Here is a 15,306-nt window from a genome sequence, read left to right as displayed (position 1 = left end):
TCCCGGCCTCGTCAATGGAGTGCGTGCGCTGGCTCGTTTAGTACGGTCCGCTGTCGACGACCGCCCACGTTCCATCGTCCTGCAGTCGCAGGAAGACGACCTCGCGCCCCTTCACGGGCTCCAACGAGTCGTCGGAGTAGTTACGCAGGTAGTAGACGTTTCCGTACCAGCGCGTCGGGTCAGTGTTCGGCTGCTGTCCGTGGTCGTTGCTGCCCGTGATGGTGACGGTCGTGTGGGCGCGGTTGGCCAGGAGCGGCAGGAATTCACCCTGACCGTGCTCCAGGTCGGGCGTCTTCGTGTGGCTGCTCGCTCGTTCCGGTACTTCGTACACGCTCGCGCGGATGAATGCATAGGCGTTGGATTTATCGCGTGATGCATCCCACGTATTACGCGTGATGGTGTAGGCGATGGCGACTTGCTCGGGATCGGTGCGGTCCACCTCGCGCGGGTCGGGGAGGAGGTCGGGGAGCCACTGGACCGATGCGGGATAGAGGCACGTACCGAGCGGCGTGGGGGAACCGTCCTCGCACGCAGGCGTGGTCGGTGTTGCTTCGGTCGGTGTCGGGGTGGCTGCGGAGGCTCCAGAATCTTGGGTGGGGGCCTGGTCCGAGGAGGATTGCGCGGGCGATTGTGCGGACTGTGCCTGGCTATCTGCGCTGGGCTGGCGTGACCCGCAGGCGGTACCCGTGATTGTGAGAGTAAGGACGGCTGCCGACGCAACGGCGATCAAGGTGCGTCGTTTGTGGGTATGAGTCTGTTCTTCTGAGCCCATGCATGCTCCCCTTCAATGGTCGTGTGCCGAGGTGTGTCGCGCGTGTCTTGCGCCGGATGAGTGGGTACTCGGCGTCAACGCAGGTCGTCTCGACGCGGGTCATCGTATCGAATTGTGTGAGGGTGTCGCGCGGGCTCGTCTTGGTGTGCGTGACGCCCAGCGCGACGAGGCCGGGGCCACCATTTACGACAGAGATCCCTTGCGCAAATGCAGCGTATGAGCGTGGCCTGCCCATGCCTCGTTCCTTGACATTCCGGGGAAAAGTGCGCTCGGTCGCCGAGGTGAGGGTGACCTAGCTAGGCTTTCTTGCGGAATGAAGTGATGTGCACGCTTCATCCACTTTGCACACTCGCGCGGACGCACCCGCGCACCACATGACGGAGGAATGCCGTGGCATCCACCATGCCTAGCGACATGAGCGCTGACGTTGTCGTCGTCGGCGCAGGCCCGGGCGGGTCCTCCACCGCCTACCACCTGGCCAGAGCCGGCCTCGACGTCATCCTCCTGGAGAAAAGCCCCTTCCCGCGCGACAAAATCTGCGGCGACGGGCTCACCCCGGCCGCCGTCCACGAACTCATCGCAATGGGCGTGGATACCACCGGCTGGATGCGAAACCGCGGCCTGACCGTCATCGGCGGCGGCCACACCGTCCACATGGACTGGCCCGACCAGAAGTCCCTGCCCGGCTACGGCATGACCCGAGCCCGCGTCGACCTCGACCACGCGCTCGCCCAGCGCGCCGTCGAAGCGGGCGCACGCCTCTACGAGGGCGTCACCGTCACGGGAGCCATCCAGGACGGCTCCGGACGCGTCGTCGGCGTGCAGGCCAAGAGCGGGCGCGGCAAAGACGCCACCACCACCACGGTGCGCGCCTCCATCACCGTCGACGCCGGGGGAGTGGCGGCCCGACTGGCCACCAGCCTCGGCCTCGAAAAGAAGATGAACCGCCCCATGGGCGTGGCCGCACGCGCCTACTTCCATAGCCCCCGCGGCAACGAGGAATGGATGGAATCCCACCTCGAACTGTGGAGCGGCACCCCGGGCGCCTCCGACCTGCTGCCCGGCTACGGCTGGATCTTCCCCATGGGCGACGGCATCGTCAACGTCGGCCTCGGCTCCGTCGCCTCGCGCGCCGGCGCCACCAACCTGCCCTACCGGGAGGTCTTCAAGACCTGGACCGCGAACCTGCCCGAGGAATGGGGCTTCACCCCCGACAAGCAGATCGGTGCGCTTCGCTCCGCCGCCCTGCCCATGAGCTTCAACCGCAAGCCGCACTACACCCAGGGCCTCGTCCTCGTCGGCGACGCCGGCGGCATGGTCTCCCCCTACAACGGCGAAGGTATCGCCCCCGCCATGAAGGCCGGACGCTACGCGGCCTCGTGCATCGCGCAGGCCCGCTCCCGCTCCCACCGCGCCGGCATCGACCGCGCCATGAGCGAATACCCCCACATGCTTCGCGACGAATACGGCGGCTACTACCAGCTGGGCCGCATCTTCGTCGCGCTCATCGAAAACCCGACGATCATGCGCACCTGCACGAACGTCGGACTGCCCATCCCGCGCCTCATGACACTCGTTCACAAACTCCTGTCGGACGGGTACGAGAGGACCGGGGGCGACTTCGACGACCAACTCATCACAATGCTGACCAAGGTGGTGCGCCCCGCATGACCACCACCACCGATAACCGGGAGGAACGATGACGAATCCCTACGTGCCGCTGCTCATCATGTCGGCAGCTGCCCTCGTACTAGCCTTCGGAGGCCTGGGCGCCTCTGCGATCCTGGGCCCCACCAAGAAGTCCACCACCAAGGCCGACAACTACGAGTGCGGTATCCAGCCGACCAGCGCTCACCTCACCGAGGGTCGATTCCCGGTGCGCTACTACCTGGTCGCCATGACGTTCATCATCTTCGACATCGAAGTTGTGTTCATGTACCCGTGGGCCGTCAGCTTCAACCAGCTGGGCCTGTTCGGACTGGTCGTCATGATGAGCTTCCTGGTCACCCTCTGCGTCCCCTACGCCTACGAATGGCGACGCGGCGGCCTGGATTACTGAGATATAAGTAAGGAACAGACAAGTGGGACTTGAAGAATCCTTGCCCGCGGGCATCGCGCTCACCAGCGTCGAAAAGGTCCTCGGGCTCGCACGCAAGTACAGCCAGTGGCCCGTCACCATGGGTCTGGCGTGCTGCGCCATCGAAATGATGGCCGCCGGTACCCCCCGTTTCGACATGGCGCGCTTCGGCCTCGAGGTCTTCCGCGCCTCGCCGCGTCACTCCGACATGATGATCGTGTCGGGCCGCGTGTCGCACAAGATGGCCCCCATCATCCGCCGCGTCTACGACTCGATGCCCGAACCCAAGTGGGTCATCTCCATGGGTGCGTGCGCGTCCTCCGGTGGCGTCTTCAACAACTACGCGATCGTCCAGGGCTGCGACCACATCGTCCCCGTCGACGTCTACCTGCCCGGATGCCCGCCCCGCCCCGAGGCGCTCATCCACGCGGTCCTCGTCCTGCGCGAGCAGATCGGCAAGGAACCCCTCGGCGCTCACCGCCGCGAGATCGCGCGTCGCGCCGAGCAGGCCGCCCTCGAGGCGACCCCCACCCACCAGATGAAGGGACTCCTCGCATGAGCGACCTTTCCACCCCCGAGGAAAACGCGCCCGCCGAGGTCGCCCCGGCCTCGTCCCAGCGCGGATTCGCCCTCCCCGAGCCCATCGCCCACCGCGAGGGCCTCTTCGGCGCGGGCACCGACTCCTCCACCTCCGGCTTCGCCGGCCTCGTGACCGATTCCTTCCTGCCCGGCGAGGCCTCCCGCCCCTACGGCGGCTGGTTCGACCAGGTCGTGGACGTCCTCGAAGAGCTCATCGCCGCCGACGGCCTGAAGGTTTCCGACGTCATCGAAAAGGTCACCATCGACCGCGGACAGCTCGGCATCTTCATCGCCCGCGAGCACATCGCGCGCGTCGCCAAGTACCTACGCGACGACGCCGACCTGCGCTTCGAGCTGTGCCTGGGGACCAACGGCGCGCACTACCCCCTCGATAAGGGCCGCGAGCTGCACGCCATCTACCCCCTGTACTCGATCACGTACAACCGCATGATCCGCCTCGAGGTCACGTGCCCCGACGAGGACCCCCGCATCCCCTCCATCGTCTCCGTCTACCCCGGAAACGACTGGCAGGAGCGCGAAACCTGGGACCTCATCGGCATTGTCTTCACCGGGCACCCCTCGCTGACGCGCACCGCGATGCCCGACGACTGGGTCGGACACCCCCAGCGCAAGGACTACCCGCTGGGCGGCATCCCCGTCGAGTTCAAGGGCGCCGTCAACGCTTCCGCCGACGTTCGTAGGAGTGTGAACTGATGACCACCGCTTTCCACGCGCCCGCCGGCGCGACCGACCTGCCCATCGAGGACATCCCCGAGGTCCTCACCCAGGGCGGCGACTGGGACGACGTCCTGCACGAGATCGAGGCCATCACCTCCGAGCGCATCGTCGTCAACCTCGGCCCGGTCCACCCCGCGACCCACGGCGTTCTGCGCCTCATCCTCGAGCTTGACGGCGAGAAGGTCCGCGAGACCCGCATCGACACCGGCTACCTGCACACCGGCATCGAGAAGAACATGGAGTACCGCACGTGGGCCCAGGGCGTCGCATACTGCACGCGCATGGACTACGTGGCTCCCTTCTTCCAGGAGGCCGCCTACTGCCTCGGCGTCGAGAAGCTCCTCGGCATCGAAGAGGACATCCCCGAGCGCGCGTCCCTCATCCGCATCCTCGTGATGGAGCTGTGCCGCATCGCCTCCCACCTGGTCGCCATCGGCTCGACCGGTAACGAGATGGGCGCCACCACGATCATGACGATCGGCTTCCGCGGCCGCGAGGAGATCCTGCGTATCTTCGAGCGCATCACCGGCCTGCGCATGAACCACGAGTACATCCGCCCCGGCGGCGTCGTGCAGGACATCGGCGAGGGCACCACGGACTACATCCGTGACCGCCTGCGTCGGTGCCGTAAGGACATCGGCGAACTCCAGGACATCCTCGTGGAGAACCCGATCTTCAAGAAGCGTCTGTGCGACGTGGCCGTCATGCCGCTGAGCGGCCTCATGGCCCTCGGCTCGACCGGCCCCGGCGTGCGCGCCGCCGGCCTGCCCCTGGACCTGCGCAAGAGCCAGCCCTACTGCGGCTACGAGAACTTCGAGTTCGATATTCCCACCCGCGACAAGTCCGACGTCTACAACCGCACGATGGTTCGCTTCGACGAGTGCTACGAGTCCATGCGCATCATCTGGCAGGTGCTCGACAAGCTGGACCAGTGCGAGGGCGCGCCCACCATGGTCGCCGACCCGGAGATCGCCTGGCCCGCTCGCCTGGCGGTCGCCACGGACGGCCAGGGCAACTCGGCCGAGCACGTCCGCGAGATCATGGGGGAGTCCATGGAGTCCCTCATCCACCACTTCAAGCTCGTCACGGAGGGCTTCCACGTGCCCGCCGGCCAGGTCTACCAGACCGTCGAGCACGCGAAGGGGATCCTGGGCGTTCACCTCGTCTCCGACGGTGGCACGCGTCCGTTCCGCGCGCACTTCCGCGACCCCTCCTTCGCCAACCTGCAAGCGCTGGCCATGATGACCGAAGGCGGCCAGCTGGCCGACGTGGTCGTCGCACTGGCCGCTATCGACCCCGTTCTCGGAGGCGTTGACCGATGAGCTACACACCCGACACCCTGGCACGCCTGCAGGCGGACGCCGCGCAGATCATCGCCCGCTACCCGGACGGTCACTCGCGTTCCGCGCTGCTGCCGATGCTGCACCTGATCCAGTCCGTTGACGGCTACGTCAGCCCGGACGGCATCGACTTCATCGCCGCCACGCTGGACCTGCCCCGCGCAGAGATCAGCGCGGTTGCGACCTTCTACACGCAGTACAAGCGCCACCCCACCGGCGACTACCTGGTGGGCGTGTGCACGAACGCGCTGTGCGCCGTCATGGGCGGCGACGAGATCTGGGAAAAGGTCTCCAAGAAGGTCGGCGTCGGCACCGATGAGACCAGCGAAGACGGAAAGATCACGCTCGAGCGCATTGAGTGCAACGCGGCGTGCGACTACGCGCCCGTCGTCATGGTCAACTGGGAATTCTTCGACAACCAGACCCCTTCCTCGGCGCTGGCGATGATCGATGACATCCAGGCCGGTCGCGATATTCACCCGACGCGCGGTCCCGTCGTGGCCCCCACGTTCAAGGAGAACGAGCGCGTCCTGGCCGGCTTCCTGGACGGCCACGAGGACGAGGGCCCCTCCGCGGGTCGCTCCACGCTGCTGGGCCGCGAGATCGCGGCGGCGAAGGGCTGGACCGAGCCGGTCGCCATGGAGGTCGCCGACGAGGCCACTGACACGAAGGGAGAAGAGGCGAAGTGAGCACCGCATACGTTGCGCCCGGACCGCTGACCCCGATCCTCACCAATGGGTGGGGAGAGGACCGTTCCTGGACGCTGGACTCCTACCGGGGCCGCGGCGGCTACCAGGGCCTCGAAAAGGCCCGGACCATGGAGCCCGCTGAGATCGTGCAGACCGTGAAGGATTCCGGCCTGCGAGGCCGTGGTGGCGCAGGCTTCCCGACCGGCCTCAAGTGGTCCTTCCTGCCCCCGGCCGACGGCGGCCCCCGCTACCTCGTGGTGAACGCAGACGAGTCCGAGCCGGGCACCTGCAAGGACATCCCGCTCATCATGGGCAACCCGCACGTCCTCATCGAAGGCATCGCGATTACGTCGCGCGCGATCGGCTGCGACCACGCGTTCGTCTACCTGCGTGGCGAGGTCACCCACGTGTACCGCCGCCTGCTGCAGGCCGTGCGCGAGGCGACCGAATCCGGCGTGCTCGGCGACCTGCGCATCACCGCCCACGCGGGCGCTGGCGCCTACATCTGCGGTGAGGAGACGGCCCTGCTGGACTCCCTCGAGGGTCGCCGAGGCCACCCGCGCCTCAAGCCCCCGTTCCCCGCTGTCGCCGGCCTGTACGCCCGTCCCACGGTCGTCAACAACGTGGAGACCATCTCTCAGGTGGCGGGCATCTTCCGCAACTCCCCCGAGTGGTTCGCGTCCATGGGCACCGAAAAGTCCAAGGGCCACGGCATCTTCTCGGTGTCCGGTCACGTGAACAACCCCGGCCAGTTCGAGGCCCCCTTCGGCATCACGATGCGTCAGCTCATCGAGATGGCGGGCGGCATCCGCGACGGTCACACGCTCAAGTTCTGGACCCCCGGCGGCTCCTCCACCCCGATCTTCACCGAAGACGAGCTGGACACGCCCCTCGACTACGAGTCCGTGGGCGCGGCCGGTTCGATGCTGGGTACGCGCGCCCTCCAGGTGTTCGACGAGACGGTTTCAGTCGTCCGCGTCATTACCCGCTGGTCCGAGTTCTACCAGCACGAGTCCTGCGGTAAGTGCACGCCCTGCCGCGAAGGCACCTACTGGATGAAGCAAATCATGCTGCGCCTCGAGCGAGGCGAGGGCCGCCCCGGCGACGTCGACCTGCTCGACGAGATCGCACACAACATTGCGGGCCGCAGCTTCTGCCCGCTGGGCGACGCCGCAGCAACCCCGATCATGTCGGGCATCAAGCGCTTCCGCGACGAGTTCGAGGCCGGGTTGACCACGCCCGCCCGCGAGCTTTTCCCCTACGAGGCGTCCGCTAACTACGCGCGAGGAGGTGGCCGATGAGCGACGCACCCAACATGATCGACGTCACCATCGACGACGTTCAGGTTTCTGTCCCCCAGGGCACGCTCGTGATCCGCGCGGCCGAGCAGGCCGGCATCCGGATCCCGCGTTTCTGTGACCACCCGCTGCTGGCTCCCGTGGCCGCATGCCGCCAGTGCCTCGTGGAGGTCGGCATGCCCGACCGCAACACGGGCGAGCTGCGCTTCATGCCCAAGCCCCAGCCCTCGTGTGCGCAGACCGTCACCCCGGGCATGGTCGTCAAGACCCAGCACACCTCCGAGGTGGTGGACCGCGCCCAGCGCGGCGTGATGGAGTTCCTGCTCATCAACCACCCGCTGGACTGCCCGGTCTGCGACAAGGGCGGCGAGTGCCCCCTGCAGAACCAGGCACTGACCGAGGGGCGCGGCAAGTCCCGCTTCACGGACGCCAAGCGCACCTTCAAGAAGCCTCTGCGCCTGACCTCGCAGATCCTGCTGGATCGCGAGCGTTGCATCCTGTGCCAGCGTTGCGTGCGCTTCGGCAAGGAGATTTCGGGCGACGTGTTCATGGACCTGCAGGGTCGAGGCGGCGGCACCGCCCCCACGGAGCACCACTACTTCATGGGCGAGCAGGTCGGCGGCTTCGATACGACCACGCTCGACTTCTTCGATCCCAAGGCCAAGGAGGCCTCGACCTCGTCCCTGTCGTCCCCGTTCGGCACGGACGCGATCGTCGGTTCGCTCAATGAGGGCGAGCTGTCCGTCGCCGAGCGCGACGTGTCGGGCCGCGCCTTCGCGTCCTACTTCTCGGGCAACATCATTCAGATCTGCCCCGTCGGTGCCCTGACCGCCGCGTCCTACCGCTTCCGCGCGCGTCCCTTTGACCTCGTGTCGACGGCCGCCGTGACTGAGCACGACGCGTCGGGCTCCGCGATCCGCCAGGACGTGCGCCGCGGCGAGGTCGTGCGTCGCATGAGCGGCAACGACCCCGAGGTCAACGAAGAGTGGATCACCGATAAGGACCGTTTCGCCTTCGAATGGGACAAGGTCGATCGCCTAACCTACCCGCTCGTGCGTGAGGATGGCAAGCTCGTTCCCACCTCCTGGTCCGACGCGCTGGACCGCGTCCGTGAGGGCCTGGAGCAGGCGGGTTCGTCCGTGGGTTTCCTGCCCGGCGGCCACCTCACCTTCGAGGACGCCTGGGCCTGGTCGAAGTTCGCGCGCACCGTCGTCGGCTCCGACTCGATCGACTTCCGTTCGCGTCGCGCCAGCGAGGAAGAGCGTTCGTTCCTGGCTTCCTACGTGGCGGGCTCCGGCCTCGATGTCACGTACTCCGATCTGGAGAGCGCGGGCCAGGTGCTGCTGGTCGGCCTCGAGCCCGAGGACGAGTGCGGCGCGATGTTCCTGCGCCTGCGCAAGGGAGTGCGTAAGTCGGGCCTGAAGGTCGCCACGGTCGCGCCCTTCACCTCCAACGGTTCGCGCAAGATGAACGCCCAGGTCCTGCACGCCGCCCCCGGCTCCGAGCCCGGCGTTCTCGACGCGATCGCCGCTGGCGGTGCCTACGCGGATCTCGCGCAGGCCCTCTCCGGTGGCATCGTCCTCGTGGGCGAGCGCGCCGCGCAGACCCCCGGCCTGCTCTCCGCCGTCGTCGCTCTGGCCGAGCGCACGGGCGCCCGCCTCGCGTGGGTCCCGCGTCGCGCCGGCGACCGCGCCGCCGTGGAGGCCGGACTCCTTCCGGGTCTGCTTCCCTTCGGCCGCGGTCTCGACGAGGCCGGGGCGCAGTCCCTCGGTTGGGGCGAGCTTCCCGAGCGCGGCCTCGACGCCGAGCAGATGATCGAGGCCGCCGCCTCCGGCGAGCTTGCGGCTCTCGTCGTCGGCGGTGTCGACGTGCGTGACTTCGACGAGCCGGCCGGCGTGCGCGAAGCACTCGACGAGGTTCCCTTCCTCGTGTCGCTCGAGGTTCGCGCCTCGGAGATCACCGAGCGCGCGGACGTCGTCCTGCCGGTGGCCCCCGCGGTCGAGAAGAACGGCACCTACATCAACTGGGAAGGCCGCCTGCGTCCCTTCGGCCAGGCCCGCTCGGCAACGTCCCTCACGGACCGCGACGTGCTCGTGCGCCTCACCGAGGAGTTCGACCTCGACCTGGGCATCACGGCCCTGGCCGACCTGTACGAGGAAGTCAACCCCCTCATGGAGTGGGATGGCGCCCCGCAGGCCTTCGCTCCGGTCTCGTCCGAGGCCCCCGTCGCCGCCGGCAAGGGCGAGGTCGTTCTGGCCTCCCACAAGCCGATGATCGACGCCGGTCGCCTCCAGGATGGCGCCCCGTGGCTGGCCGGTTCGGCCCGCCGCCCCGTCCTCCTGGCCTCGGCCGCCACGCTCGCCGCCGCGGGTATCGCCCCCGGAGCGGACGCGACGCTTGAGACCGAGCGCGGCACGATCACCCTCCCGGCCGCCATCGCGGACCTGCCCGACTCCGTCGCGTGGGTGCCCGAGTGCTCGACCGGCTCCGTTATTCACGAAAACCTCGGCGGTGCCGGCACCGTCGCGACCCTGCGCGCCACGCAGGAGGTGGCACGATGACACTCGCACCCTTCGCAGTCCCGGAATACACCGCCGCGGACTTTAGCCAGGAAACCTGGTGGCTCAGTCTCATCAAGGCCGTGTTCATCATCGTCTTCCTGATCGCCAACGTGCTCCTCGCCCTGTGGGTCGAGCGCCGAGGCCTGGGCCGCATGCAGACGCGTCCCGGCCCGAACGTCGCGGGCCCCCTCGGCCTGTTCCAGGCGTTCGCCGACGCGGGCAAGCTCCTCTTCAAGGAGGACATGTGGACCCGCCGGGCCGAGCGGTTCCTGTACTTCCTGGCCCCCGCCATCGCGGCTTTCGCGGCGTTCAGCGTCTACGCGGTCATCCCGATGGGCCCGAACGTGAAGATCGGCAACATCTCCACGCCGCTGCAGCTCGCCGACATGCCCGTCGCCTCCCTGTACATCCTGGCGATCGCCTCGCTGGGCCTGTACGGCATCGTCCTCGGTGGCTGGTCGACCCGCTCGACCCTGCCCCTGTACGGTGCCGTGCGTTCCTCCGCACAGGTCATCTCCTACGAACTGGCCATGGGCCTGTCCCTCGTGAGCGTGTTCCTCATGTCGGGCTCCATGTCCACCTCGCAGATCGTGGCCGCTCAGGGACAGTTCTGGTGGGCATTCACCCTGTTCCCCGCGTTCGTCATCTACTGCATCAGCGCCACCGGTGAAGTCAACCGTCTTCCCTTCGACCTCCCCGAGGCCGAGGGCGAGATCGTCGCCGGCCACATGACCGAGTACTCGTCGATGAAGTTCGGCTGGTACTACCTGTCCGAGTACGTCAACATGCTCAACGTCTCGGCCGTGGCCACCACGATGTTCTTCGGCGGCTGGCACGCCCCGTGGCCGCTGTCCCACGTCGAGTTCCTCAACTCCGGCTGGTGGGGCCTGCTGTGGTTCTTCCTGAAGATCTGGTTCTTCATGTTCCTGCTGATCTGGACGCGCGCCACGCTGCTGCGCTTCCGCTACGACCAGTTCATGAACCTCGGCTGGAAGCGCCTCATGCCCATCGCCCTTGGCTGGCTCGTGCTCGTCGCCCTCGTGCGCGGCATCACCCAGTTCGTGGCGCTGCCCAACCACATCCTCTTCGGAGGCGTGGGCGTCATCTTCGTGATCGCCCTGGGCATCATCTGGCTGACCGACAAGCCCGAGCCCGAGGAAATCCCCGCATCCGAGCGCGAATACACGGGCTTCGAGGACGGCTTCCCCGTCCCGCCGCTGCCCGGACAGACCCCCGTTGCCTCGCCGCGCGGCCTCGCCACCATTGAGGGCGAACTGGCCCCGGCCTCGGCAATCGACAGCCCGAAGGAGTCCACCGATGAGTGAGAAGACCACCGACGAGGAAATGCTCTTCGAGCATGACCCCAAGGGTGCGTTCGCCCAGTTCGTCGCGCCTATGGCCGGCTACGGAGTCACCATGGCTTCCTTCTTCCGGCCCACCGTCACCGAGCAGTACCCGCGCGAACCCGCGCGCGTCATGCCCCGCTTCCACGGACGCCACCAGCTCAACCGCTACGCCGACGGCCTGGAAAAGTGCGTCGGCTGTGAGCTGTGCGCCTGGGCGTGCCCCGCTGACGCGATCTTCGTCGAGGCCGCATCCAACACGCCCGAAGAGCAGTACTCGGCGGGTGAGCGCTACGGCCGCGTCTACCAGATCAACTACCTGCGCTGCATCTTCTGCGGCATGTGCATCGAGGCGTGCCCTACGCGCGCCCTGACGATGACGAACGACTTCGAAATCGCCAAGTACACCCGCGAGGACGACATCTACGAGAAGGAAGACCTCCTGGTCCCGCTCTCCGATGGCATGCTCGCAGCGCCCCACCCCATGGTCGAGGGTAAGAACGACATCGACTATTACCGCGGGGAAGTCACCGGCCCCACTGCCGCCCAGGTCGACTGGGTCGCGAGCCGCCGCCCCGACGACCCCTCCCTCAAGACGGTACGAGTCGCCGAGGAGGCACACTGATGAACCTGTCCAACGGTTGGCCCATGATGGGGTCAACGGGGGAGATCATCCTCTTCGCATGCACGGCCATCGTCATGGTCGCCTGCGCTCTGGGTGTCCTCTTCTTCAAGAAGGCCGCACACTCGGTCATCTGCATGGTCGGCGTCATGCTCGGCCTGGCCGTCCTGTACATCGCGAATAGCGCGCCCTTCCTGGGCGTCGCACAGATCGTCGTGTACACCGGCGCGATCATGATGCTCTTCCTCTTCGTCATCATGCTGATCGGCATCGGCACCTCCGACGACTACGCCCGCCAGAGCCGTGGCGCAATCGTCTCGGCCGTGCTCGGTGGCCTCGGACTGATCGTTATCGTTGCGACCGCGATCCTGAAGTCCGTTCCCACGCCGCACAAAGCCGACGAGGTTGACCCCTACTCCAACCAGCCGATCACCGACCTGGCGATCACGCTGTTCCAGGAGCACTGGCTGAGCATGGAGCTCGCTGGCGGCCTGCTGATCACGGCCGCCGTCGGCGCGATGCTGCTGACCCACTCGGATCGCCTGGCCCCCAAGGCCGATCAGTTCGAGACGGCGCGCAACAAGATGCGTGCGTTTGCCGAGAAGGGCTCTCGCATCGGCCAGCTGCCCGCGCCCGGTGTCTACGCCCAGTCGAATGCGGCCGATGTGCCCGCCATCTCGGGTGAGACCCTGAGTCCCCTCGAAGAGTCGGTGCCCCGCGTCCTGCGCGTGCGCGGCCTGACGCGCACGATCGGCGAGGTCGCCCCCGAGGTCTCCGAGCAGCTCGCGCTCGCTCGCACCGAGACGGGTACGACTGACGCGCTCGACGAGTCGCCCTACACCATCGGGCGCACGCCCGACGTCCCGCGCTCCGGCTCCTTCGGGATGCCCGGCGCCGCCGCGCCCACCGGTCTGGCCCAGCCTCGGGCCCGTAAGGCGCGCACCACCACCCCCATTGAGAAGAAGGAGGAGAGCAAGTGAGCCTCGCCTGGTACCTCATCCTTGCGGGTGTGCTGTTCGCCATCGGTGCGACCACGGTCCTCGTGCGCCGCAGCGCGGTCATCGCGCTCATGGGCGTCGAAATGATGCTCAACGCCGCGAACCTCGTCCTCGTGACGTTTGCGCGCATTAACTCCAACGTCGACGGCGAGATCATGGCGTTCTTCGTCATGGTCGTCGCGGCCGCCGAAGTCGTCGTCGGCCTGTCGATCATCGTGTCCATCTATCGTTCCCGCTCGACCACGAGCATGGACGATCTCAACCTGCTGAAGAACTGAGGGAGGACGTAACTCATGACCACCTTCATTTCCACACAGGCTACCGGCGTCCCCGATACGGTCGCCGCCACCGGAGTCGCCGCCTACGCGTGGCTGCTCATCCTCATTCCGCTGGCCAGCGCGGGCCTGCTCCTGGCGCTGGGCCGCGTCTCGGACAAGTGGGGCCACCTGCTGGCGACCCTCGCATCCTGGTCGACCTTCGCGGTCGGTGCGGCGATCGCCGCCCAGATGTGGAACGCTCCCGTGGGCGCGCGCCGCTTCGGCGAGACGCTGTTCACCTGGATCCCCGCCGGTGACTTCACCGTCGACTTCGGCCTCCTCGTGGACCCGCTGTCGATCACGTTCGTCATCCTGGTGACCTTCGTCGGCTCGCTCATCCACGTGTACGCGATCGCCTACATGGAGCACGACGAGGCTCGCCGCCGTTTCTTCGCCTACCTGAACTTCTTCATCGCGGCGATGCTGACCCTGGTCCTCGCGGACTCCTACGCCGGCCTGTTCGCCGGATGGGAAGGCGTGGGCCTGGCGTCCTACCTGCTGATCGGCTTCTGGAACCACGTCCCCGCCAACGCGGTGGCCGCCAAGAAGGCGTTCATCATGAACCGTGTCGGCGACATGGGCATGCTGATCGCCATGATGGCGATGGTCGCCTCGTTCCACTCGGTGTCCTTCTCCGTGGTCTCCTCCCAGGTTGCTTCCATCCCCGCGGCGTCCGCGACCGTCATTGGTATCTTCCTGCTGGTGGCCGCCTGCGGTAAGTCCGCGCAGTTCCCGCTGCAGGCGTGGCTGGGTGACGCTATGGCTGGTCCGACCCCCGTCTCCGCGCTCATTCACGCGGCAACGATGGTCACCGCCGGCGTCTACCTGATCATCCGTTCCGGCGACGTCTTCATGGCTGCCCCCATCGCGGCGACCGCCGTCGCCATCATCGGCGCGATCACGCTCCTCTTCGGTGCGATCGTCGGTTGCGCGAAGGACGACATGAAGAAGGTCCTCGCGGCCTCCACCATGAGCCAGATCGGCTACATGATGCTGGGCGCGGGCCTGGGCCCCATCGGCTGGGCGTTCGCGATCTTCCACCTCTTCACCCACGGCTTCTTCAAGGCCCTCATGTTCCTCGGTGCCGGTTCCGTCATGCACGGCATGGGCGATCAGGTGAACATGCGTCGCTTCGGCGCCCTGCGCGGCGCCATGAAGGTCACGTGGCTGACGTTCATGATGGGCTGGCTCGCCATCCTCGGCGTTCCGCCGTTCTCCGGCTACTGGTCGAAGGACAAGATCATCGAGGCCGCCTTCAGTGCCGACAGCTTCGGAGGCAACACCGCTCTGTGGGCCGGCTGGGTCTACGGCCCCGTCGCGCTGATCGGCGCGGGCATCACCGCGTTCTACATGTCTCGCCTCTTCTTCATGACGTTCCACGGCAAGGCCCGCTGGACCACCGAGGCCGAGGGCGCGCCCGTGCACCCGCACGAGTCCGGCCCGCTCATGACGATCCCCATGATCATCCTCGCGATAGGTGCGGTTGTCCTCGGCGGTGCCCTGTCCGTGGGTGACACCTTCACCAACTGGCTGGTCCCCTCGATCGGTCACGTCATGCACGGCGAGCCCGTCCTCAACGAGTACGTCATTCAGGGAGCCACCCTCGCCCTCGTCATCCTCGGCGCTGTTATCGCATGGATGAAGTACGGTCGCGACGAGGTTCCCACCTCCGTCCCCGCAGGCAACGCCCTGACCGAGGCCGCGCGCCGCGACCTCTACCAGGACGCCGTCAACGAGACCCTGTTCATGATGCCCGCCAAGGGCCTCGTCACCGTCGCGACCGTCGGCGATGCGAGCGCCATCGACGGTGCGCTGAATGGCCTCGGCGCCGGTTCGCAGCTGCTCGGACGCATCGTCGGCATCACCCAGAACGGCCTCGTGCGCACGTACGCCGCCTACATCCTGGGTGGCGTCATCCTCGCCCTGGCCATCGTCCTCGGATTCAGGCTGTAAGGGGTACACGACAATGGAA

Annotated in this window: 14 protein-coding genes; 13 read left to right on the top strand and 1 reads right to left on the bottom strand. The window is 67.1% G+C overall.

Features of this window, described 5'->3' with window-relative positions; all coding sequences use genetic code 11:
• Positions 1–37: 37 nt before the first annotated feature.
• On the bottom strand, positions 38–772 hold the full coding sequence (locus tag O3684_RS05825; RefSeq protein WP_500065577.1) for a hypothetical protein: 735 nt from the start codon (positions 770–772) through the stop codon (positions 38–40).
• Positions 773–1,174: 402 nt separating this feature from the next.
• On the opposite strand from O3684_RS05825, the gene O3684_RS05820 reads away from it, so the two are divergent.
• From O3684_RS05820 to nuoL, 13 genes are read left to right on the top strand one after another with little or no spacing between them, the layout of a single operon-like run.
• A complete protein-coding gene (locus O3684_RS05820; RefSeq protein ID WP_500065604.1) occupies positions 1,175–2,443 on the top strand; it encodes a geranylgeranyl reductase family protein in 1,269 nt (422 codons plus the stop codon).
• 28 nt (positions 2,444–2,471) lie between these two features.
• Positions 2,472–2,831 carry an NADH-quinone oxidoreductase subunit A gene (gene ndhC / locus O3684_RS05815; protein WP_016461018.1) on the top strand — a complete coding sequence of 120 codons (360 nt, stop codon included), beginning with the start codon at positions 2,472–2,474 and terminating at the stop codon, positions 2,829–2,831.
• A gap of 22 nt (positions 2,832–2,853) precedes the next feature.
• Positions 2,854–3,408 (top strand): NADH-quinone oxidoreductase subunit B, encoded by a 555-nt coding sequence (locus tag O3684_RS05810; RefSeq protein WP_500065576.1) that lies wholly within the window; start codon positions 2,854–2,856, stop codon positions 3,406–3,408.
• On the top strand, positions 3,405–4,142 hold the full coding sequence (locus tag O3684_RS05805) for an NADH-quinone oxidoreductase subunit C (RefSeq protein WP_500062798.1): 738 nt from the start codon (positions 3,405–3,407) through the stop codon (positions 4,140–4,142). The genes O3684_RS05810 and O3684_RS05805 overlap by 4 nt, the downstream gene beginning before the upstream one ends.
• Complete coding sequence (locus O3684_RS05800; protein WP_285099329.1) at positions 4,142–5,488, top strand: NADH-quinone oxidoreductase subunit D; 1,347 nt, start codon at positions 4,142–4,144, stop codon at positions 5,486–5,488. Before O3684_RS05805 ends, O3684_RS05800 begins: the two co-directional genes overlap by 1 nt.
• A complete protein-coding gene (nuoE, locus tag O3684_RS05795; protein ID WP_500065573.1) occupies positions 5,485–6,195 on the top strand; it encodes an NADH-quinone oxidoreductase subunit NuoE in 711 nt (236 codons plus the stop codon). The genes O3684_RS05800 and nuoE overlap by 4 nt, the downstream gene beginning before the upstream one ends.
• On the top strand, positions 6,192–7,496 hold the full coding sequence (nuoF, locus tag O3684_RS05790; RefSeq protein WP_500065571.1) for an NADH-quinone oxidoreductase subunit NuoF: 1,305 nt from the start codon (positions 6,192–6,194) through the stop codon (positions 7,494–7,496). Before nuoE ends, nuoF begins: the two co-directional genes overlap by 4 nt.
• Positions 7,493–10,054, top strand: a complete 2,562-nt coding sequence (locus O3684_RS05785; protein WP_500065569.1) for an NADH-quinone oxidoreductase subunit G — start codon at positions 7,493–7,495, stop codon at positions 10,052–10,054. The genes nuoF and O3684_RS05785 overlap by 4 nt, the downstream gene beginning before the upstream one ends.
• On the top strand, positions 10,051–11,379 hold the full coding sequence (gene nuoH, locus O3684_RS05780; RefSeq protein WP_500062794.1) for an NADH-quinone oxidoreductase subunit NuoH: 1,329 nt from the start codon (positions 10,051–10,053) through the stop codon (positions 11,377–11,379). The genes O3684_RS05785 and nuoH overlap by 4 nt, the downstream gene beginning before the upstream one ends.
• Positions 11,372–12,022 (top strand): NADH-quinone oxidoreductase subunit NuoI, encoded by a 651-nt coding sequence (gene nuoI, locus O3684_RS05775; protein WP_016461588.1) that lies wholly within the window; start codon positions 11,372–11,374, stop codon positions 12,020–12,022. The genes nuoH and nuoI overlap by 8 nt, the downstream gene beginning before the upstream one ends.
• Positions 12,022–12,999 (top strand): NADH-quinone oxidoreductase subunit J, encoded by a 978-nt coding sequence (locus tag O3684_RS05770; protein WP_500065567.1) that lies wholly within the window; start codon positions 12,022–12,024, stop codon positions 12,997–12,999. Before nuoI ends, O3684_RS05770 begins: the two co-directional genes overlap by 1 nt.
• Complete coding sequence (gene nuoK, locus O3684_RS05765; RefSeq protein WP_003792247.1) at positions 12,996–13,295, top strand: NADH-quinone oxidoreductase subunit NuoK; 300 nt, start codon at positions 12,996–12,998, stop codon at positions 13,293–13,295. The genes O3684_RS05770 and nuoK overlap by 4 nt, the downstream gene beginning before the upstream one ends.
• Positions 13,296–13,310: 15 nt before the next feature.
• Positions 13,311–15,287 (top strand): NADH-quinone oxidoreductase subunit L, encoded by a 1,977-nt coding sequence (nuoL, locus tag O3684_RS05760; RefSeq protein WP_500065565.1) that lies wholly within the window; start codon positions 13,311–13,313, stop codon positions 15,285–15,287.
• The last annotated feature ends 19 nt before the right edge of the window (positions 15,288–15,306 follow it).

Source organism: Pauljensenia sp. 20925_1_27 (assembly GCF_041432835.1).
GTDB lineage: Bacteria > Actinomycetota > Actinomycetes > Actinomycetales > Actinomycetaceae > Pauljensenia.
The sequence above is the reverse complement of the archived record's forward strand: the minus strand, read 5'-3'. Positions and strand labels throughout refer to the sequence as shown.